The organism is Collinsella aerofaciens (assembly GCF_025289055.1).
Taxonomy (GTDB): Bacteria; Actinomycetota; Coriobacteriia; order Coriobacteriales; family Coriobacteriaceae; genus Collinsella.
Genome location: NZ_JAESIQ010000021.1, coordinates 26029 through 46491, shown reverse-complemented (window position 1 = coordinate 46491; position 20463 = coordinate 26029). Strand labels below are relative to the sequence as shown.

Below are 20463 nucleotides of genomic sequence, written 5' to 3'. Positions count from 1 at the left end.
CAGAAAGGACCCATCTACTACGTTTAGGCCACAGGGGTCGACCATAGCCGACTTTTTCGAAAATCGGCAAGCTTTCTACCTGCGGTTTTGTTTTGTAAATTCCGGGATGGTCGAGAGTGGCCGGTTTAACGTAGTAGATGGCCACGTTTCGTGGCAAACGGTCCGATCCAAGACCCAAGGCAGCCAACCTCGAATGGCCATTCTCGAAGTTGCGGTGGAATACGGACTGAATTGGCCCCTTTAAGGCAAAAACGCTCCGTATTTCACCGCAACTTATCGAGGGGATGGGTTTTAGATACGGCCAAGGTCGTAGGATCGAGCGGCCGCTTCGCCGGCGCAGATGAGGTTGGTTGTGGCTTCTTGCGGATCGAGTGCCTGTTCCAGGCCCATGGGCTTGCGGCAGATCGGAAGCACCAAGTCGATGCCCTGCACACACACCGCATCCAGGTTGTCAGCGCGACCGCCCACGACAGCGATCACCGGTTTGCCACACCGCTTGGCACGGCGCGCCACGCCCACCGGCGCCTTACCGGCGGCGGATTGCTCATCCATATTGCCCTCGCCTGTAATGACCAGGTCGACATCGCGCACGCGCTCGTCAAATCCCACGAGATCGAGCACCGTCTCCACGCCCGAACGCAGCTCCGCGCCGAGCGCCAACAGCGCGGCACCCAGGCCGCCGGCGGCACCGGCACCGGGCACACCGAGCACCGAACCAAATGTCCGCACACCCTCGGACGCGCGCAACAACCCTTGGGTCCGCGCCTCGAAAATCGCCGTATCGAGCAAGCGACCATAGCCGACCATCCAGCTGTCACACCTGCTCAGCGCCTCGGCATCATCCGCCGGCAGACCCTTCTGTCCGCCGAACACCGCAAGCGCGCCGCGGCGCCCTACGAGCGGATTCTCGACATCGGAGAGTACAACGATGCGAGCGCCATCCAAAGCCTGCAGCGCCGGCTCCAAATCAACGCTCGCCACCCGCTCAAGGCCAGCAAGACCGGGGGCGACATCGCAGCCCCGATCATCGACCACACGCGCGCCCAGCGCCTGCAGCATGCCGGCGCCACCGTCGTTGGTGGCACTGCCGCCCAAGCCAATATAGATAGTCTTTGCACCCGCGCGAACCGCATGAAGCATCAGTTCGCCCACGCCATAGGTTGTGGCCGCCAACGCCGCCGACTCCGTGCAAGGCGAATACCCGATGCCGGCCGCCTCGGCCATCTCAATTACAGCCGACTCGTGCTCGCCGTCCACCAGCATCCGGGCAGACACGCGGTCGCCCACGGGGCCTGCGACATCGCAGGTTGAGAGCTCGCCACCGCATGCGGCGATGGCATCGAGCGTTCCCTCGCCACCATCTGCCAGCGGCAATGCACGCACCTCGGCATCGGGCCAAACGCGGCGCACGCCTTCGGCAACCGCCGCCTCCGCCTGCGCGCTCGAAACGCTGCCCTTAAAGGAGTCGATCGCCAGCAACACGCGGCGGGGCCGGCGGCACGCAGGGCCAAAGTCAACCGCCGTGCCAGCATCCTCACCGGCACCTGCAAGCGCTGCGGCGTGAGCGGCGTGAGCTTCAAGATCGGCCCCACAGCCGCAATCAGCACCGCCCGCTCCGCGCAGACCGCCAAAATAGCTACTCAGCAGCTCGCGGCATTCATCTTCCAGGACCCCAGCCGTCATGTTAAACCGATGGTTCAGGCGCGAGTCGGCATTCAAATCGTATAGGGATCCCAACGCGCCCGCCTTGGCATCGGCCGCGCCATACACGCAGCGCCCCACGCGCGCGTTAACCATAAGACCCGCGCACATGCAGCAGGGCTCGAGCGTTACATAGATCGTACAGTCGGAAAGGCGCCAGCGACCGAGCGACCGAGCGGCAGCGCACAAGGCCGCGAACTCGGCATGAGCCGAAGGATCCTGGTCGAGCTCGCGACGATTATGCGCCCGCGCGACAATCTCGCCGTCGCGCACCACTACGGCTCCGATGGGCACCTCGCCCACCGCCGCGGCGGCTCGCGCCTCGGCCAGCGCCTCGCGCATGAACTTCTCGTCGATTTCGGTGATCGTCATCGTTCGCCTTCCCTGTTGCAAATTCAAAACGATGCTATCATTACGACTCACGGAGAGATGGCAGAGCGGTTGAATGCGGCGGTCTTGAAAACCGTTGAGCGCGAGAGCGTTCCGGGGGTTCGAATCCCCCTCTCTCCGCCACTTTAGTGATTCACCGGTGTCATGGTCCGCTCAAACAGCGCATCGACCACGTCGGCTATCTCGGGTCGACGCTCAAGATCGTGGCCCGATTCCCACCATATCGTGAAAAGTCGAATAATACCGCCGGCAACAAACTCAGACGTCGTCTCGAGTGACACGGGGGCCAGGGCATCCTCGGCAAGCACGTTCATCACACGCTCGCGGATGGAGCGGGCAATGCGGTCGCAAATAACATTGGTCAACATGCCCGACATGCTGCTTGCCAAAATGTTATCCATGAGCTGCTCGTGCGCAAGAATCAAATCCATGGCATCGTCCAAAATCGCGTGCCGAAGCGCGCGCACGTCCTCGGCAGACACTGCGCCGGCCTCATCGGGCTGTTTTTGCGGCAAGCCCGACATGAGCTCATCGATATAAAAGGCAAAGTAATCGTTTTTGTCGCGAAAGTGCTTGTAGAACGTCGTACGGCGAATCATGGCGCGGTCGCACAGCATGGCAACCGTCAGGTCCTCAAAACGATGCTCCTCGAGAAGCTCGGTGAAGGCATCGAACAGGGCGCGGTAGGTTTTCTTAATGCGAAGGTCCACTGGTATCGCCATCCTCAGGGCAAAGACAACACTCGTCAATCTGTCGCATATCGTACACCTGTACCTCGCGCGCTTTGCCCCGGTGCCGGCCCCGCCGAAAACACAACGCTTACCGGAAAGTTCGGCACGGCAAAACGTTGCGGGTATACTAGTAGCGTTATACCAACGGCAGCTGGCGCATGCCGCCGCGGCCATTCGAAACGGAGACATCATGCTTCCCGTCATCATCGGCATCGTTGTTGTCATTGTGATTGCCTGCGCCATCGCCGGCATCTACAACAACATGGTCACCAAGCGTAACCGCATCGATAACGCCTGGCAGAACATCGATACGCAGCTGCAGCGCCGCAACGACCTGATCCCCAACCTGGTCGAGACCGTCAAGGGCTACGCCAAGCACGAGCAGGAGACGCTCTCCGCCGTGATCAGCGCGCGTAACACCGCCGTCAAGGCCACCACGCCCGAGGCCAAGATGGAAGCCGACAACGTGCTGACCGGTGCGCTGCGCCAGCTCTTCGCCGTGGCCGAGGCCTATCCCGATCTTAAGGCAAACACCAACTTTACGCAGCTGCAGGCATCGCTCGAGGATACCGAAAACAAGATTAGCTATGCACGCCAGAGCTACAACGACTGCGTGCTCAGCTACAACAACGCCATTCAGACGTTCCCGGCTGTCATCTTTGCTGGCATCTTCCAGTTTAAGGAGCGCCAGGGCTTCGAGGCCGCCGAAGCAGCCCGCCAGGCCCCGACCGTCAAGTTCTAATAGTTTGACAGCGCATCCTTAATCGGCCAAATGTATAAACTGCCCCGTCGAATGCATACTTCGACGGGGCAGTTTCCTTTTCGCGAAGGTCCCCCTCTAAGCGCCGTGCATTTTTAGGAGTATTCAACATAACCGAGAGCTTCGGGTGCCACGATAAATGCCAAAGACCGCGAATATCCCTGCAAATCAACCGCTGTCAGCCCATAACCCCGCCCATCATCCGTAGAAAACATCGAGAAATCCCGATTTTTTGCCCGAGGTCGGTATGCAGGGGCCTTCGATTGCAGAATACTCGCAAAAATGCACGTCGCCACCGCCCCCACATGGCGCGAAGCAAAACAAAAGGGCGACCTTCCTTTCCGGCGCACTCCGCAGGACGCAAGAAGCCCTCGCCGCACGAAGTGCGCAGCGAGGGCTTCTTGCATGTCCGAGGACGCGCCGGGAGGGAACTTGCTCTCTGCCCGGATAGGTAAGACAAATTACGCGACGGTGTAAACCCAGTTGTGCTTGTCCTCAACAGCACCAGACTGGATGCCGGTCAGGGTCTCGCGGAGCTTCTTCATCACAGGACCGATCTCGGTGTAGCCAGCCGGGAAGGTCACGGTCTCGTCGGCGCCGTAAACCTTGTTGTCGATCTCGCCAACCGGGGAGATGACGGCAGCGGTGCCGCACAGGCCGCACTCAACAAAGGTGCCGGCCTTGACCTCGGCCCACTCGACGGGACGCTGATCGACGGTCATGCCCAGGTCCTGAGCAACCTGAACGAGCGAACGGCGGGTGATGGAGGGCAGGATGGAGTCGGTGTGCGACTGCGGAACGACGAGGGTGCCGTCCTCCTTCACGAACAGGACGTTGGCGCCGCCGGTCTCCTCGACATAGGTGCGGGACTCGGAGTCGAGATACAGGTTCTCGGCATAGCCCTCGCGATGGGCCTCCATCGTGGGCTTGAGGGACATGGCGTAGTTCAGGCCGGCCTTGATGTTGCCGGTGCCGTGCGGTGCGGCGCGGTCGTACTCGGAAACGCGCAGCTTGACGGGCTTGAGGCCACCCTTAAAGTACGGACCGACCGGGGTCACGAGAATGCGGAACGTGTACTCAGGAGCGGGAGCCACGCCGATCACGTCACCGGAACCGATCATAAACGGACGCACGTACAGGGTCGCGCCGGAACCGAAGGGCGGAACCCAGGCGGCGTTGGCAGAAACGACCTGCTTGACGGCCTCAACGAACTTGTCCTTGGGGAACGGGGGCATCTCGAGGCGCTGGGCAGAGTTGTACATACGCTCGGCGTTCATGTCGGGACGGAAGCAGACGATGCTGCCGTCCTCGGCGGTGTAGGCCTTCAGGCCCTCAAAGACCTCCTGGCAGTAATGGAAGATGCCGCCGCACTCGGAGACGTGCAGGGTGTGGTCGGTGGTCAGGCCGCCCTCGTCCCACTCGCCATCCTTCCAATGGGCCTCGTAGCTGTAATCGGTCTTCATGTAGCCAAAGCCGAGGCTACCCCAATCGATATCCTTCTTCTCGACAGTCATATGCCGCTCCTTACATACACAGTTGCAAACTCGCGAACCCGCACGCAAGGACCGAGGCCGACCGCGTCGCAACGTCACACGCCCGGAGCGTAGAGCCGGACGGGACACGCAAACGGCATCAAAGCCGATGGCACGTCGATTCGCATGCACGAGATTGTACTCCGCACGCGCGTCGGATAAAACGTTTTTTCTTTAACTAACTAAAGTATTTTCATTTGACCGAAGCTAAAGAGGCCCGCCACCGTAAGCGGTGACGGGCCTCAACTGTACGGTCTGCGCGCTGGCTCGAGCTAGGCGTTCTATTTACCCAGCTTGGCCTTAACCAGACCGACCACGGTCGGGATGATCGACACGGCAACGATGCCGATAATCAGCAGCTCAAAGTGCTCCTGCACAAAGGGAATGCCGCCAAAGAAGTAGCCCAGCAGCGTAAAGACCGTCGACCAGGTAATGCCGCCCAGCACGTTAAAGACGACAAAGTTGCGCCAGTGCATGCCGCCCATGCCAGCGATAAAGGGCACAAAGGTGCGGATAAACGGGAAGAAGCGACCCAGGAAGATGGCCAGGTGACCCCACTTGTCCAAGAAGTCCTCGGACTTTTTGATGCGCTCGGGCGTCATGGCCTTGACCTTGCCCGAAGCGATGATCTTGCGGCCAAAGAAGTGACCGATCATAAAGTTGCACTGATCGCCCAAAATGGCAGCGGCCCATGCGGTGGCCAGAAGCGCCACGATGTTAAAGCCGCCGTTGTGGGCAAAGAAACCCGAGGCGAACAGCAGCGAATCACCGGGAAGGAACGGGAAGAACACCACGCCCGTCTCGATAAAGATGATCAGGAACACGCAGCCGTAGGCCATAAGCGGGCCGGCGGCGATCCAGCTGGCGATCGCGGTGCGCGGGTCCTTAAGCAGCTCGGCGATAAAATTGATGAAACCCATGAAGTAAAACCTCTCAGTTGTGGGCGCGGATACGTCCAAGTTGACCAGTATACGGTTGCGGTGCCCCCTCGTGCGCAACCCCACAAAAGCATGACTCCATTACCAGCAAGTTTGCATAACTGACACTTGTAGCGCAAAGCCGCCAAGATTGTCCTTTTTAATCCCTAGCGAATCGCTATACTTTATTGAATCGCATTGCCATGGCGCTAAGGGAGGGCGGCCGGTGAGCTTTATCAATACCATTCGCGAGGACATCAAGACCGTCCAGGCGCAGGACCCCGCCGCGCAAAACGGTCTGGTCATCTTCCTTTCCTATCCTGGCCTGCACGCCAAGTGGAACCACGTGCCCGAGCACTGGCTGTGGGAGCACGGTCATCGCTCGCTCGCCCGCGTGCTCTCGCAAATCACCCGCCACATCACCGGCGTCGAGATTCACCCTGCCGCGCAGATTGGCAAGCACTTCTTTATCGATCACGCCATGGGCGTCGTCATCGGCGAGACCACCATTGTGGGCGACAACTGCGTGCTCTATCAGGGCGTCACGCTCGGCGGTACCGGCAACGAGACCGGCAAACGCCACCCCACCCTGGGCAACAACGTCACCGTGGGCACGGGTGCCAAGGTGCTCGGCAACATCCGCATCGGCAACAACGTCAAAATCGGCGGCAACTCGGTCGTCGTTAAGGACGTCCCCGACAACTGCACCGTCGTGGGCGTGCCGGGACGCATCATCAAGCGCAACGGCTGCCGCGTGTTCGAGGAGAGCTTCGATGCCAAGCAGCATCGCGAGTACATGCCCGACGACGCCGCCGAGCAGTCCGCGCTCAACCGCCAGGGCATCACCGAGAACGCCCGCCGCGTCAAGGAACTCGAGCGAGAGGTGGCCGAGCTCAAAGCCCTCGTCGCCAAGCTCGTGGACGAACGCTAGAGGCGGACGACCACCGACAACATTGACGCCAACGCAAAGGCGCGCCAGAGGATTCACCCCCGGCGCGCCTTATTTGTGATGTGACATGCGGGACTGTCCCTTTGTCACATTATGCGAACTGACTCAGATAGAGGTCGGCATAAGCGCCCTCGGCTGCGAGCAGCTCCTTATGCGTGCCCTGCTCGATAATGTTGCCGTGGTCCATGACCAAGATCAGGTCGGCGTCCACGATCGTCGACAGGCGATGCGCGATCACAAAGCTCGTGCGCCCGCGCATAAGCGCGTCCATGGCACGGCCGATGGCAAGCTCGGTACGCGTGTCCACGCTTGAGGTCGCCTCGTCCAGGATGAGAATCGCCGGGTTGTTGAGCAGCACGCGCGCGATGGTCAGCAACTGGCGCTGGCCTTGACTAATGCTCTCGGCATCGTTGGCCACGCGCGTGTCGTAGCCCTGCGGCATGGTGCGCACGAAGAAGTCGACCCGCGCGGCGCGCGCAGCCGCCACAATTTCGTCGTGCGTTGCCTCGGGGCAGCCGTAGGCGATGTTTTCGGCAATCGTGCCGTCGAACAGCCAGGCGTCCTGCAGCACCATGCCAAACTGCTGACGTAGCTCGCCACGGTTCATAAGGCGCGTATCCACGCCGTCGAGCGTAATGCGCCCGCCGTCGATCTCGTAGAAGCGCATGAGCAGGTTGATGAGCGTGGTCTTGCCCGCGCCCGTGGTTCCCACCACGGCAATCTTCTGGCCCGGCTCGGCGGTAAACGACACGTCGCGCATAAGCGGCTTTTCGGGCGTGTAGCCAAAGCGCACGTGCTCAAAGGCGACGCGGCCCTCCACGCGACCCGGTAGCCTGGCAGCCTCGCCCGGCTGCGGATCCACCTCCATCTCGGGCTCATCGAGCAGGTCGAACACGCGCTCCGCACTCGCCAGCGCGCTCTGCAGCGAGTTGAAGGTAAACGACAGCTGCGTCATGGGCTCAGATGCCTCGTAGATAAACTGGAAGAACGCCTGGAACACGCCGACAGTCATGTGGCCGGCAACCAGCATGCTGCAGCCCACAATCGCAATCACGATCTGTGCCAAGCGGCCGATAAAGCGCACCGCGGGGCCGACGGCGTTAATCATGAAGTCGGCCTTGGCACTCACACGTGCCAGCTCGCCCGAGGCCTCGTGCACCTCGGCAGAGCTCTGGCGCTCGCGGTTAAACGCGCGAATCACCAGACGGCCCGAGTAGCCTTCCTCGACCGCGCTCGTAATCTTGGACACCCACTCTTGGCGCTCACCGGTTACGTCATGCGTGCGGCGCGAGACCACCTTGGTCACCAGCAGCGACAACGCCGTAAAGAACAAAAAGACCAGCGTAAGTGGCACGCTAAACACGAACATCACGCTCACGGCGCCCACCACGGTGCCAATCGACACCAGCAGCTGCAGCAAGCCGCGCTGCATGCTCTCGGACATCTTGTCCAAGTCGTTGGTCGCACGGCTGACGACCTCACCGGGACGATGCGCGTCAAAAAAGGCAAGCGGCAGACGGTTGAGCTTTTGTGCGATGCGGTTGCGTAGGCACAGGTTGAGGCGCTCGGCAACGCTCGACATCAAAAAGCTCTGGAGCGCGTAGAACGAGGCGGCGGCCGTCCAAATCATAAAGTAGATGAAGATGGTCCTGCCGCAGTTCTCCCAGGTGATGTTGAAGGTGGCGTTGTTGGCAAACGCCACCTGAATGTGGCCCCACAGCTCATCGATCACGCGGGCGCTATATGCCGGCGCGGCGGTGTTAAAGATGGCATAGAACACAATGCTCGCGAACACGATATAGAAGCGCCAATGGTCGCCGGCAGCCTCGCTCCACAGGCGGCGCACCGTCGCCCAGGTGTCGCGGGGTTTCTCGTCCTCGTCCTCGTCGTCCACGTCGCGCATACGCTCTGCCTCGGCGCGGGCGCGCTCGTCCTCGGCACGTTCGTTTTCCTCGTAGAGCGCTTGGCGGCGAGCCTCGCACTCGGCTGCAGCCTTGGCGGCGTCATCCAGCTCGGGTGCCACGGCAGCCTGCTCGACCGCTTCCTCGACCGCGCCCGCAGCGGCGGCATCGACAAGGCCGCCCTGTTTCTTGAGCTCCTTGGTCATGCTACTCACCTCCCTTCATTTGCGATTCCGCGATGGCGCGGTACACCTCGCAGGTTTCCATAAGCTCGCCATGCGTGCCCAAGCCCACGACCTCGCCGTCCTTGAGCACAACGATCTGGTCGGCATGCAAAATAGTCGAGATGCGCTGCGCGATGATGAGCACCGCGGCGTCGCGCGTCTCGTCCTGCAGCGCATGGCGCAGGGCCGCATCGGTCTTAAAGTCCAGGGCCGAAAAACTATCGTCGAAGATATACAGGTCGGCGCGCTTCATGAGCGCGCGAGCAATGGCCAGGCGCTGGCGCTGGCCGCCCGAAAAGTTCGTACCGCCCTGGGCAACCGGGGTATCGAGCCCCTGCGGTTGGTCGAGTACAAAGGTGCTCTGGGCAACCTCAAGCGCGTGAAGCATGTCGCCCTCGGTCGCGCCTTCGTTACCAAAGCGAAGGTTGCTCGCCACCGTGCCCGAGAACAGCCACGCCTTCTGCGGCACATAGGCGATGCATCCACGGATCTCATCTTGCGGAAGCTCGCGCAGATCGACGCCGACCAATCGAATGGCGCCCTTCGTGGCATCGTGAAAACGCAGCAAAAGCTTTGCCACCGTCGACTTGCCCGAACCCGTCGAGCCGACGATTGCGGTCGTCTGACCGCGACGACAGGCAAAGCTCAGGTCGCACAGGGTGTCCTCGTCGGCATCGTCAAAGCGAAACGACATATGATCGAACACGGCAACAGCATCCGCATCGTCCTCGGAGGCAGGCGCCCCGTCACCCAGCGTGCGCTCGCCATCGACGATGCTCGGCTCAATCTCCAGCACTTGCTGCGCACGGCTTAGGCATGCCGCGGCGCGTGGCAGCGTTAGCACCACCATCTGCGCCATCATCACAAAGAACAGGATCAGGATTGCATACTCCAGCACCGCAGAGATGCTCGCAATCTGCATCGCATGGGCGCCCACGCGGTTGCCGCCCACCCACAGCACCGCCACCTCGGCGATGTTCATCAAAAAGAAGCTGGAGCTGTCGAGGCCCACAAACAGGTGGTTGACCTTGATGGCGTTGGCGGCGTAATCGCTAAACACCTCGTCTAGGCGTTGCTCCTCATGGCGTTCCTTGTTAAACGCACGGATGACGCGCACGCCCACAATGTTTTCGCGCAGCACCACGTTCATGCGGTCGATAAAGCTCTGCAAGCGCATAAAGATCGGAGCCGCGTTGGCAACCGTAAAGACCGCCGCCACCAGCACAATCGCAACGACTACGCCCAGAAGCGTGCCCATGGCAGGATCGATAAACCAGGCGAAGATGATGCCTGCCACAGCCAAAAACGGCACGGGCAGCACCAGCTGAATCGTCTGCAGAATCGCCTGCTGAATCACGTTGATGTCGTTGAGCGAGCGCGTGATCATCGATCCGGTGCCAAAGCGCTCAAAATCGCTGGCCGCGAGTTCGAGCGACTTGTCGTACACGGCATTGCGGATATCGCAAGCCACGTTGGCGGCCAGGCGCGCCGAAAGATAGCAGCCCAGCACCGTGCCGCCGCTAGCCATGCTGGTCGCGATAAACATGTATAGGCCGTTGCGTAAAATGTAGTCGACATCGCCCGTGGTAATACCGGTGTTGACCATGTTCGCCAGCATCGTGGGAACCAACAGCGTACCGACGTTATCCACCAGCAGCACCAGCAGCGTCACTGCGACAAGCCCTCGATATGGCTTCATAAACCTCATTAACAGTCGCACGACTCCCCCTCACCTTGATTCTCGGCCTGGCTCTCGGCAGCGATATGCTGCTTAAAGGCATCGCACTCATCGCCGAGCGCATGGGAAAATTTTCCGATTAGGCGCATGATTTCGCGCTGCTCACACGGCTCAAGCGCGCCAAAGGCTCGCTGCTCGGCCTTGAGTGCCGGCAGCGCATAACGCTCGGCAAATCGCCTGCCCTCTTCGGTCAGGCTCACAACCTTGTTCTTACGACTGCCTTCGGCAAACTCCAACGTTGCGAAGCCCCGCGCCGTCAAGGTTTTAATTGCCGAGTTGATGGTCTGCTTGCTGTAGAACCATTCGCTTGTCAGACGGCTTACGGCAATACTGCCGCCCGCCGTGCTGGTATCGACGAGCATCCAGTAAGCGCAGTCCGAAAGGCCGCAGGCACGCGAGAACTCCGAATAGATATGGTCGAGTCCATTGAGCAACCGGTCGAAGTCGACCAGTTTAACCGCACCATTCATCTATCCCACCATTCGATTGTCCGATTTTTGACCAATTTTATGTCTCTAGATTAGTCCGAGTTTTGACTATCGTCAACAGCCTCTCCGCAAATGCGTGCACTTTTATGGCCTATCGGCAGAAAAAGACCGCCGGCGCGGGGGCGGCGCCAGCGGTCACGTGAAAATCGGGTTTTATTGCCTGTTAAGCGGCGACGGCCTCATAGACCGTAGCGCCCGAGAAGCTGTCATGCAGGCTCTTGCCGGCAATCCACGGCAGCTCGACGACCTCGCAGACCGTGTTGACCAACTCAGAACAGTCAGTAAAGTGGCCCTTGTCGTTGAGGGCCTCGCAATCCTGAACACGCCAATAGCCATCGGTGTGCGTGATGTAGTACTCGTGATCGTTGATCGACACGAAAGCGCGCGTCTTGGAACGCAGCAGCTTCAGAAATCCTTCGAAATCGGTCTCGACGACATCTCCAGCCTGGAACATGATGTTACCTCCTGGCCCGGCGCCACCACGGCGCATTGATAAACGTTGGTACTCCTTTAGTAAAACCTTTATCAGAGGTTATGCGTTCGTCATTTAGGCAAGTGGTAAAAAACCGCAGGGTAGACGGGATAAAACGTTTAACCATCCCATTTGTTTGTCACATTCTGAAGGTACTTTTATGCAAACCTACTTTCCCAATTGGAATCTATCCTTTTGGCCGGGCAATTGACCGTCTATCGTTTGAGCCCGACGGGTATGAACGGGGCATCTGCAACGCCACCGCAAGGAGACACCATGGAGACTATCGAAGCACTCATTCACCGCCGCAGCTGCCGCAACTACAGCGATCGTCCCGTCGAGGCCGAAAAGCTTGCACGTATTATCGAAGCCGGCCAATATGCACCGAGCGGCATGGGCCGCCAGCCGGTGACGTTTGTCGCCGTCACCGACCCCGCGACCGTCGAGCGTCTCTCGCAGCTCAACGCGCAAGTCATGGGCAGCAACAGCGACCCCTTCTATGGCGCCAAGACCGTTGTGGTGGTGCTGGTTGACCGCAGCGTGCCCACACATCTGGAAGACGGCTCGCTCGCCATGGGCAACCTGCTCAACGCCGCCTATGCACTGGGTGTCGATTCGTGCTGGATTCACCGCGCGCATGAGGTCTTTGACTCGCCCGAGGGCCTGGAGCTGCTGGCCAGCTGGGGCCTGCCCGCCGACGGCAGCCTGCGCGGTGTCGGTAACTGCATTCTTGGCTACGCCGAGGACACGCTACCCGAGGCAAAGCCGCGCCGCGACAACGTGGTATACGTCAAGTAGCGCAGGAGTGTCCCAAACTGCCGGCACAGACGATATGAGCAGGACATAAAAACATTGAGAGCCCCTGCTGCATGAAAGACCGCGGATTAGGCCGACAATGGTGAGTGTCTAATCCAACCGTGGCGGCCACGCCGCATTCATGGAAGGGGCTCCCATGCTCGATACTACCACCTTCATCGGCCTCGACGTCCACGCCCGCTCGATAAAGGCCGTCTCCCTCGACGTCATGACCGGGGAGGTACGTGCCGCGACCTTCGGCTACGACGCCGGCGCCGTCGCGGAGTGGGTCCGTTCCGTGGACCCCAGGGCCAGGTGCGTGTACGAGTCCGGGGTCACGGGCTTCGACCTGCAGAAGAGGCTTTCCGGCCTGGGGGTCGACTGCGTGGTCGGCGCCGTCTCGAAGATGATCAAGCCCAGCGCGGACAGGCGCAGGAAGAACGACCGCAACGACGCCGAGTTCCTCGCCCGCATGCTGTCGGTCGGCAACGTGGTCGAGGTGTGGGTCCCCGACGACGAGTGCGAGGCCGCCCGCGACCTGACCAGGGCGCTCGAGGACGCGAGGGACGACCTCTCGCGCTCGAAGCAGCGGCTCTCCAAGTTCCTGCTCAGGCACGGGCTCGTCTTCGTCGAGAGGACGCCCACCGGCCGCAGGAAGGGCAACTGGACCCGGGCGCACTGGTCCTGGATCGAGTCGATAAGGTTCGCGGAGAGGGCCGACAACGACGTGCTCGCCTACTACGTCGACGCGGTCAGGCGGGCGGCGGAGGAGAAGGCGAGGCTCGAGGGGCTCGTCGAGGCCGAGGCCCGCAAGCCCAGGTGGAGGAAGAGGGTCGACTCCCTCCGCTGCCTCAAGGGCGTAGACACCGCGTCCGCCGCCGACCTCGTGTTCGAGGCCGGCGAGTTCTCGAGGTTCAGGAATGCCCGCTCGTTCGCGGCGTGGGTCGGCCTGACGCCCTCCGAGCACTCCAGCGGGGAGAGCGACCGCAGGGGCGCGATCACCAAGGCTGGCAACAAGCACCTGAGGAAGACGCTGGTTGAGGCCGCGTGGCACTACCTGACGTGCTCGGGGCGGCCGAAGGGCCTCGCCAAGGGCCAGGCCCCGGACCGGGGCGCCCGGAGGCATGCCGCCAAGGGCGTGCGGAGGCTGGTCGAGAGGCGGGAGGCGCTGCTCGCGCGCGGGGTCCACGGCAACAAGGCGAACGTGGCCACGGCGCGCGAGCTCGCCTGCTGGGTATGGGCGGTCGGCCTCATGGCCGAGGAGGCGTAGGGGGGGGCGGTCCCCCGCACATAAGCCAGTCACCCCGGAAGCGGTTCGATCCGAAGCCGTTGAGGCGAACCTCAGGTCCCTTTTCTGCGAGCGCCCAGGGCGCCACACGCGTGCACAGACTGTCGGTTCGACGTAGAAGCCTCAGCCGTAGCAACGGATTGCCCAGCGAGAGATCGCCGCGGGCGGATATTAAACTGCAAAGACGAGCGTCGGTAAGACACGCCGAGGTCGCCGCGGACGGGCTGATATAGGGAGAGGGCCTGACCCCATATCGTTGGGGCCAGGCCCGATTTTGCCTCTTGACAATGTCCTGCTCATATTAAAAGGAACGTCCCCTTCTGCCGGCAAGCTATGTTGATATTTGAGTTGTCGTCGTTTCGTTCGTCTGGGCCGTTTCGGCTTCGCTGCCTTGTTCGTCTTCGTCCTTTTGCGCATCGGCGATGGTGGAGGCCGCCGCGACGATACCGCGCTGGGGCGCAACGCCCGTCTGGGTCTGAGCGCCCTCGATAACTTCTGTGCCTGCATGCGCGAGCTCGGGCGATTTAAACACTGCGTCCAAGTTGGCGCCACCGCCGGCGTAGCCGAGCGCGGCGAGTGCGATGACGATCACTGCAACGACGGCCACGATCGGCACATAACGATGCCAACCAGCCGGGTTGAGCCCGCTGCGGCGAGCCGCCCCGCGACTGATGTAACCAAGCGTGCCGTCGTGCTTGAGCTTTGAGCCCACCACGCGTTTGCGGCCCCACAGCGAGGACTCTGCCTGCATTGCCAAGCGGGCGCTTGCCGAAGGATAGCCGTATTTAGTGCGCTTGAACGAGCCATCAAACCCCGAGGCGTGTTTACCCCACGTCACCGATGTCGTGCGTCGGTTGACCGGCGCGGCACTCCGCCTTCTGCGGCTCGGTTTTGAAGTCTCAGCCATATACCCTCGCACGCCGTAACCAAATCGAAACAATAACGCTTTGGACTGTAGCACACGCGTCGCGCGCGGTCACGGGCGCCTCGCTCAACGGTCATCGTCCTTCAGCAAGCGCCACAGCGTTGTACGGCTTATGTCCAGTACCTCCGCCGCACGGGTTCGGTTGCCGTGGAGATGGTCTACAACCAGATGCGCGATATCTCGCTCGGTATCGGCCAGCGGTCGCAGGATATACAGGTCGCTTTCGAGCGTCGGGGCGCCAAAGGTTGCGGTCTTAATCACGTCCTCTTGGGCGAGCACTTCCTCCGCCACAGCGCGGTCCACCGTGCCCGTCCCCACCAATATATACAGTCGTTCCGAGACCTCGCGGAGCTGCAGATAATTGCGCGGCCAGCGGTAAGCATCGAGCGTCTTCGTCGCCGCGGCAGACAGCGTGGGCGCTGCCGTCCCAAATGCATCAGCGAGATATTCCAAATAGCGCGCAACCTTCGTCGACGCGGCTCCCTGCTCGGCGATTGCCGGCGCCACGCTCACCGCACAGGCGAAGCGCTCGGTCACAAAGGCGGCTTGATCACTTTCGCCGCCGCCCGGGATGTCATTCGCCGTCAGCACCACATGGCAGCGCGTCGCCAACGCGGTGTCGGTCATCGTGGAGACCAGCTCGCGGAGGCGCTGGGGGCCAACCGCGTTCCAGCCCTCAATGCAAAGGGTCAGCCCCGTTTGGAACAGCGGCGATTCGGCGCTTTTGAGCACATGGCGCCAACCGCGCTCGGTGAGCTCATCGAGCGCAACGGAAACAAAGGGCTGACCGGCAAAAGGACCGTCCAGATAGAGGCGCTTGGCGATCTCGACCTGGCCCGCTCCCAGCTCACCCTCGAGCATAAGGGGCACACCGCGCGCGTAACTCTCTGCAACCGGCGCAGCCACCGAGGTCGCCCCCTCAACGATGCCGTACGCACTCGATTCGTAGCGGGCCTCAACCTCGTCGGCGTTGAGCCACTCGATACCCGCATGCGCCGCGGCGCCGCGCACCTTGCGGACCACGACGACCCAAAGGCCCCCGCCCTCTTTGTCGGTGGGGCGAACGGTCAGGCTCAGGCGCGCACCCGCACGCCCCATAACCAGACGCGCACCGTCTCCTATACGGTCGAGGCGCTCAGCGACAAAAACCGCCACATCCCGCTCAAGCGCCGCGTCATTCATGGTCGAGATCGCGACGTCCCCACGCGCATCGATTGCCAATGCCGATGCCCCGGCAGCAGCCAGGGCATCGGTCAAGATGTTCAGCTTGGCATCGCTATCCATGATTTGCCCCCGTCCTCGGCGCCACGCCGCCGGCGACGGCCGCGCGGGCGAGTGTTTCAAAATTGAACGATATTGCTCACCAAACACTATAGGGCAGAAGCCGCCGTCCTGCGAGTATATGAGTTGCCCCGCATCGCCATCCTGGCGGGGCGATAAGAGCTCTTCGGGACCTATCAACCTGCGGACAAGCCATACCCGCAAGAGCTCCTATCGCTCCACCGCGGACATGCGCTCGCCAGCACGCAGCACGCAAATATGCTACTCTCTACCAGATTCCCAGCACGTGCTGCATTCCCAAACTCATGCACGCAATGCCAATCCAGCAGCAAAAGCCCAATGCGATGGGCTTGCCGCCCTTTTTGACCAGCTCGACGATATCGGTATTAAAGCCAATAGCAGCCATGGCCATCACGATAAAGAACTTCGACAGCTCCTTGATGGGCGCCGTAATGGATGCAGGAAGCTGAAGCACCGTGGTGATCACGCTCGCCAGCACAAAGAACAGCACGAACATGGGAAACGCGCGTTTAAGCGAGAACGTGCTTTTGGCGTCGCCGCCGGCCTTGCGCGCCAGATGCATCTGCCAGCATGCGAGAACCAACGTAATGGGAATAATGGCCAGCGTCCTGGTGAGCTTGACCACCGTGGCGCTTTCGAGCACATTGGCGCCGGGATGCATACTGTCCCAGGCGCTCGCCGCAGCCGTTACCGACGAGGTGTCGTTGATGGCAGTGCCGGCAAACAAGCCAAAGCCCTCGTTGGTCAGCCCGAGCATGCCGCCGAGCGTCGGAAACACGAGCGCCGCGATAACGTTAAACAGGAAGATGACCGAAATAGCCTGGGCAATCTCGCGATCGTCGGCATCGATGACGGGCGCGGTCGCGGCGATGGCAGAACCGCCGCAAATCGACGAACCCACGCCCACAAGCGTCGCGATCTTGCCCGGCACGTTCATAACGCGGCAGAGCACGAAGGCAATGACGAGCGAGGTCGAGATCGTTGCCACGATAATCGGCAGCGACTGAGCGCCTTTGGACAGAATCTGCGAGAGGTTCATGCCAAAGCCAAGCAGGATTACCGCGTACTGCAAGACTTTTTTAGACGTATAGGTGACACCGGCGGCGAGCTGTTCGCGACGATTCTTGGGAAAGACGAGCGCCAGAACCATACCAAAGAGGATGGCAAACACCGGCCCGCCGACCACCTCAACCTGTTTGCCGAGCAACGTCGCGGGGATGGCGATGATCAGGCAGAACAAGACACCCTTCCAGCGCTCGCGTACGATATTCGCCAATTGCATATGGGATTCCTTCTTTCTATTTCACGTTTGCGACGGCTTATGATACGGCAATATTGAGCACAGCCCTGCGCAAACAAAGGCTAAGATGCCGCAATAGTTCTCGGACGACAGCCGAATTACCCACCACGGAGAGCTGATTCGCGGCATAATTAACAGCTGATATATGAGTGTGATAGAACGGTTGCGAGGCACTATGGAAGAATCGATGCACGTCGGCGAGCAGGAAACGAGCCTGCAGGACCAGTCCTACCACACCATTCGACGCAAAATCGTCTACCTGGACTACAAGCCGGGCGAAAAGCTGGGCGTCAAGCAGCTTTGCGACGACCTGGATATGGGGCGCACCCCTGTGCGCGAGGCACTGGTGCGTCTGGCGCAAGAGGGCCTGGTGCGCACCGTGCCCCAAAGCGGCACCTACGTCTCACCCATCAACCTCACCCTTGCCGAAAGCGCCTGCTACATTCGCGAGCACCTGGAAAAGCAGGTGATCGTGGAGTGCTGCGCCCGTGCCACCTCGGCAGGCATCGAGCAGCTCGACCGAGCCATCGCGCTGCAGGAAAAGACCATGGCCGAAGAGGATCGCATCGGCTTCTTTTTAAGCGACAACCTCATGCACCGCATGATCTTTAGCATCGCGTGCCGCAGCACCGTGTGGTCGTGGCTCGAAGAGACCAATGCCGACCTGGAGCGCTTCCGCTGGCTGCGCGCCGCCACGCAGACGCTCGACAATCAGGAGATTGTTAACGAGCACAAGCAAATCCGCCGCGCCATCGCCGGCCGCGACCCCATCGAGGCGAGCTTTTTGGTCAGCAAGCACCTGCATATGATGTTCCGCAACCAAACCGAGGTCCTGGACCAGTTCCCCGAGTACTTCGAGACCAGCAAGCTCCGCTAACCTGCCAAAACCACCACAAAGGGGACAGGCACCTTTGTGGTGGTTTTTCCGCACAACTAAGGCCCGGCTCCGTCTGATGACGCGGAACCGGGCCTTAGTTGTTAGGATGGCGGAACCAACTATTCCACGGTCACGCTCTTAGCGAGGTTACGGGGCTGGTCGACGTCGCAGCCGCGCAGGATGGCGACCTCACGGGCGAGCAGCTGCAGCGGGACGCTCGCCGTAATGGGACTGAACACGTCGCGGACGGCCGGCACGCGGATGATACAGTCAGCGATCTTGTTGATCTCCTCGTCGCCCTCGGTGGCAACGACGATGACCTTGGCACCGCGCGCCTTGCACTCCATAAGGTTCGACACGGTCTTGTCGTAGGTGGCGCTCTTGGTGGCCACGGCGATGACGGGGAAACCCGGATCGATCAGCGCGATGGGACCGTGCTTCATCTCGCCGGCAGCATACGCCTCGGCATGCAGGTAGCTGACTTCCTTGAGCTTGAGTGCGCCCTCGTAGGAGATGGCAGCGCCCATACCGCGGCCCACGAACAGCGCCGACTGCGCGTCCTTGCACAGCAGGGCGGCCTCGTGCACGGCCTCGGTCTGGGTATCCAAAATCCACTGGATCTGCTCGGCCGTATCGGAAAGTTCGCGGAACAGCATGCGCGCCTGCTTGGTGGTCAGACGGTACTTAACCTGCGCCAGCAGCAGAGCAAGCAGCGTCAGGCTCACAACCTGGCCGATGAAGCTCTTGGTCGAGGCGACCGCGATCTCCTTGTTGGCCTTGGTATAGATGACGCCGTCGCTCTCGCGCGCCACGGGGCTGCCCACTACGTTGGTGATGCCAAAGACCTTGGCGCCCTTGATGCGCGCATCGCGAATGGCGGCGAGGGTATCGGCCGTCTCGCCCGACTGGGACACGGCAACGACGAGCGTCGTCGGCGTGATGATGGGGTTGCGATAGCGGAACTCGCTGGCAGCCTCAACCTCGGTGGGAATGCGAGCCCAGCCCTCAATAAGGTTCTTTGCGATGAGGCCGGCATGATAGCTGGTGCCGCAGGCGATCACGTAGACACGGTCGATGTCGTTGAGCTCCTCGAGGGACAGGCCCAACTCATCGATGTCGAGCTCGCCGGCGGGGGTCATACGGCCAACCAGCGTGTCGCGCACGACGCGCGGCTGCTCGTGGATCTCCTTGAGCATAAAGTCGGGATAGCCGCCCTTTTCGGCCATGTCCAGATCCCAATCGATATGGGTGACCTTGGGCTCGATGGCATTGCCGGCCTCGTCGGTGTACTCGACGCCCGCAGGCGTAAGCTTGGCAAACTGACCGTCCTCGAGCACCACGACATCGCGGGTGGCGTCGATGAGCGCGATGACGTCGGAGGCAACGTAGGAGCCGGTCTCGCCCACGCCGACCACAATCGGGGAGTCCTTGCGGGCAACGGCGATTACGCCAGGCTCGTCGGCGCACACGGCGGCCAGGCCGTAGGCGCCCACCACGTGGGTGCAGGCCTCGCGCACAGAGGCCATCAGGTCGTGCGTCTCGGCATAGGCTTCTTCGATCAGATGAGCGAAGACCTCCGTATCGGTCTCGCTCTTAAAGTGATGGCCGCGGCCCTCCAGCTCCTCGCGCAGTTCGGCGAAGTTCTCGATAATGCCGTTGTGGACGATGGCGATGCGACCATCGCAGCTGGTGTGGGGATGAGCGTTAACGACGGAAGGCTTGCCGTGGGTGGCCCAACGGGTGTGGCCGATACCGCAGGTAGCGTCGCTATCGATATTGGAAAGCTCGCTCTCCAGACCCGCGACCTTACCCACGCGGCGGATAACGTCGAGATGCGCCGCGGCGCCCTCGCCCACCTCAAGCGCGACGCCCGAGGAGTCATAGCCGCGATACTCCATGCGCTTAAGGCCTGTGACCAGGATGTTCTTTGCAATATCAGAGCCGGTGTAGCCGACAATTCCGCACATAGGATAAATCCCTTCGTCCGCGTGACTGCAAAACGTCCACGCACATGGGCGCTGAGACGCATAACGTTCGAGTATTGTACTCACGCAAGCGCAAGCTGATATACCAGAAGTGGTACCTCAACTTGGATACCACTCGATACACACACGTCCAGCCGGTCCAAACCACCACAATGGGGACAGGCACCTTTGTGGTGGCCTGGGCTCCA

17 protein-coding genes and 1 tRNA gene are annotated in these 20463 nt (G+C 61.2%); 6 read left to right on the top strand and 12 right to left on the bottom strand.

The annotated features are described in order from the left end of the window. Nucleotides 1–291: 291 nt before the first annotated feature. Entirely contained in the window at nucleotides 292–2073 is a 1782-nt protein-coding gene (tadA, locus tag JMJ97_RS07360) for a tRNA adenosine(34) deaminase TadA (RefSeq protein WP_260699736.1), read from the bottom strand. 51 nt (nucleotides 2074–2124) lie between these two features. Here tadA and JMJ97_RS07355 point away from each other — a divergent pair. After that, nucleotides 2125–2214 (top strand) — tRNA-Ser (locus JMJ97_RS07355). Nucleotides 2215–2216: 2 nt separating this feature from the next. Here the strand turns inward: JMJ97_RS07355 and JMJ97_RS07350 are convergent. Then, a complete protein-coding gene (locus JMJ97_RS07350; RefSeq protein ID WP_158566281.1) occupies nucleotides 2217–2801 on the bottom strand; it encodes a TetR/AcrR family transcriptional regulator in 585 nt (194 codons plus the stop codon). A gap of 211 nt (nucleotides 2802–3012) precedes the next feature. Here JMJ97_RS07350 and JMJ97_RS07345 point away from each other — a divergent pair, with 211 nt between their 5' ends. Then, nucleotides 3013–3564, top strand: a complete 552-nt coding sequence (locus tag JMJ97_RS07345) for a LemA family protein (protein WP_171021549.1) — start codon at nucleotides 3013–3015, stop codon at nucleotides 3562–3564. Between the two features lie 479 nt (nucleotides 3565–4043). On the opposite strand, the gene JMJ97_RS07340 is transcribed toward JMJ97_RS07345, so the two are convergent. Continuing rightward, nucleotides 4044–5096 (bottom strand): branched-chain amino acid aminotransferase, encoded by a 1053-nt coding sequence (locus JMJ97_RS07340; protein WP_035138743.1) that lies wholly within the window; start codon nucleotides 5094–5096, stop codon nucleotides 4044–4046. A gap of 299 nt (nucleotides 5097–5395) precedes the next feature. After that, nucleotides 5396–6034, bottom strand: coding sequence for a DedA family protein (locus tag JMJ97_RS07335; RefSeq protein WP_138113555.1), 639 nt, complete (start codon nucleotides 6032–6034; stop codon nucleotides 5396–5398). 223 nt (nucleotides 6035–6257) lie between these two features. Here JMJ97_RS07335 and cysE point away from each other — a divergent pair, with 223 nt between their 5' ends. Continuing rightward, nucleotides 6258–6962: a serine O-acetyltransferase gene (cysE, locus tag JMJ97_RS07330; protein ID WP_035138740.1), complete on the top strand. Its 705-nt coding sequence runs from the start codon at nucleotides 6258–6260 to the stop codon at nucleotides 6960–6962. Between the two features lie 109 nt (nucleotides 6963–7071). Here the strand turns inward: cysE and JMJ97_RS07325 are convergent, their stop codons facing one another. The 4 genes from JMJ97_RS07325 to JMJ97_RS07310 all read right to left on the bottom strand — a co-directional run bounded on the left by JMJ97_RS07325 (nucleotide 7072) and on the right by JMJ97_RS07310 (nucleotide 11785). Next, a complete protein-coding gene (locus JMJ97_RS07325) occupies nucleotides 7072–9087 on the bottom strand; it encodes an ABC transporter ATP-binding protein (protein WP_260699733.1) in 2016 nt (671 codons plus the stop codon). Between the two features lies 1 nt (nucleotide 9088). Then, nucleotides 9089–10813: an ABC transporter ATP-binding protein gene (locus tag JMJ97_RS07320; protein ID WP_422110717.1), complete on the bottom strand. Its 1725-nt coding sequence runs from the start codon at nucleotides 10811–10813 to the stop codon at nucleotides 9089–9091. Beyond that, the gene (locus JMJ97_RS07315; protein ID WP_260699731.1) at nucleotides 10813–11313 is read right to left on the bottom strand and encodes a MarR family winged helix-turn-helix transcriptional regulator; all 501 of its coding nucleotides are present in this window, start codon (nucleotides 11311–11313) and stop codon (nucleotides 10813–10815) included. Before JMJ97_RS07315 ends, JMJ97_RS07320 begins: the two co-directional genes overlap by 1 nt. A 181-nt stretch (nucleotides 11314–11494) precedes the next feature. Further along, nucleotides 11495–11785 (bottom strand): hypothetical protein, encoded by a 291-nt coding sequence (locus JMJ97_RS07310; RefSeq protein WP_006235631.1) that lies wholly within the window; start codon nucleotides 11783–11785, stop codon nucleotides 11495–11497. A gap of 294 nt (nucleotides 11786–12079) precedes the next feature. Between JMJ97_RS07310 and JMJ97_RS07305 the strand changes: the two genes are divergently transcribed. Together JMJ97_RS07305 and JMJ97_RS07300 are read left to right on the top strand one after the other, a co-directional pair. Next, nucleotides 12080–12601, top strand: coding sequence for a nitroreductase family protein (locus JMJ97_RS07305; RefSeq protein ID WP_022094369.1), 522 nt, complete (start codon nucleotides 12080–12082; stop codon nucleotides 12599–12601). A 154-nt stretch (nucleotides 12602–12755) separates the two neighbouring features. Then, the gene (locus tag JMJ97_RS07300) at nucleotides 12756–13868 is read left to right on the top strand and encodes an IS110 family RNA-guided transposase (RefSeq protein ID WP_260699730.1); all 1113 of its coding nucleotides are present in this window, start codon (nucleotides 12756–12758) and stop codon (nucleotides 13866–13868) included. Between the two features lie 349 nt (nucleotides 13869–14217). On the opposite strand, the gene JMJ97_RS07295 is transcribed toward JMJ97_RS07300, so the two are convergent. The 3 genes from JMJ97_RS07295 to JMJ97_RS07285 form a co-directional block, all read right to left on the bottom strand. Next, on the bottom strand, nucleotides 14218–14793 hold the full coding sequence (locus JMJ97_RS07295) for a hypothetical protein (RefSeq protein WP_260699729.1): 576 nt from the start codon (nucleotides 14791–14793) through the stop codon (nucleotides 14218–14220). Between the two features lie 84 nt (nucleotides 14794–14877). Beyond that, nucleotides 14878–16095 (bottom strand): helix-turn-helix domain-containing protein, encoded by a 1218-nt coding sequence (locus JMJ97_RS07290; RefSeq protein ID WP_260699728.1) that lies wholly within the window; start codon nucleotides 16093–16095, stop codon nucleotides 14878–14880. Nucleotides 16096–16360: 265 nt separating this feature from the next. Beyond that, on the bottom strand, nucleotides 16361–17395 hold the full coding sequence (locus tag JMJ97_RS07285) for a YeiH family protein (RefSeq protein ID WP_215693544.1): 1035 nt from the start codon (nucleotides 17393–17395) through the stop codon (nucleotides 16361–16363). A 193-nt stretch (nucleotides 17396–17588) separates the two neighbouring features. Here JMJ97_RS07285 and JMJ97_RS07280 point away from each other — a divergent pair, with 193 nt between their 5' ends. Then, entirely contained in the window at nucleotides 17589–18290 is a 702-nt protein-coding gene (locus JMJ97_RS07280) for a GntR family transcriptional regulator (RefSeq protein WP_260699726.1), read from the top strand. Between the two features lie 119 nt (nucleotides 18291–18409). On the opposite strand, the gene glmS is transcribed toward JMJ97_RS07280, so the two are convergent. Further along, nucleotides 18410–20257 carry a glutamine--fructose-6-phosphate transaminase (isomerizing) gene (gene glmS, locus JMJ97_RS07275; protein WP_260699724.1) on the bottom strand — a complete coding sequence of 616 codons (1848 nt, stop codon included), beginning with the start codon at nucleotides 20255–20257 and terminating at the stop codon, nucleotides 18410–18412. Between the last annotated feature and the right edge of the window lie 206 nt (nucleotides 20258–20463).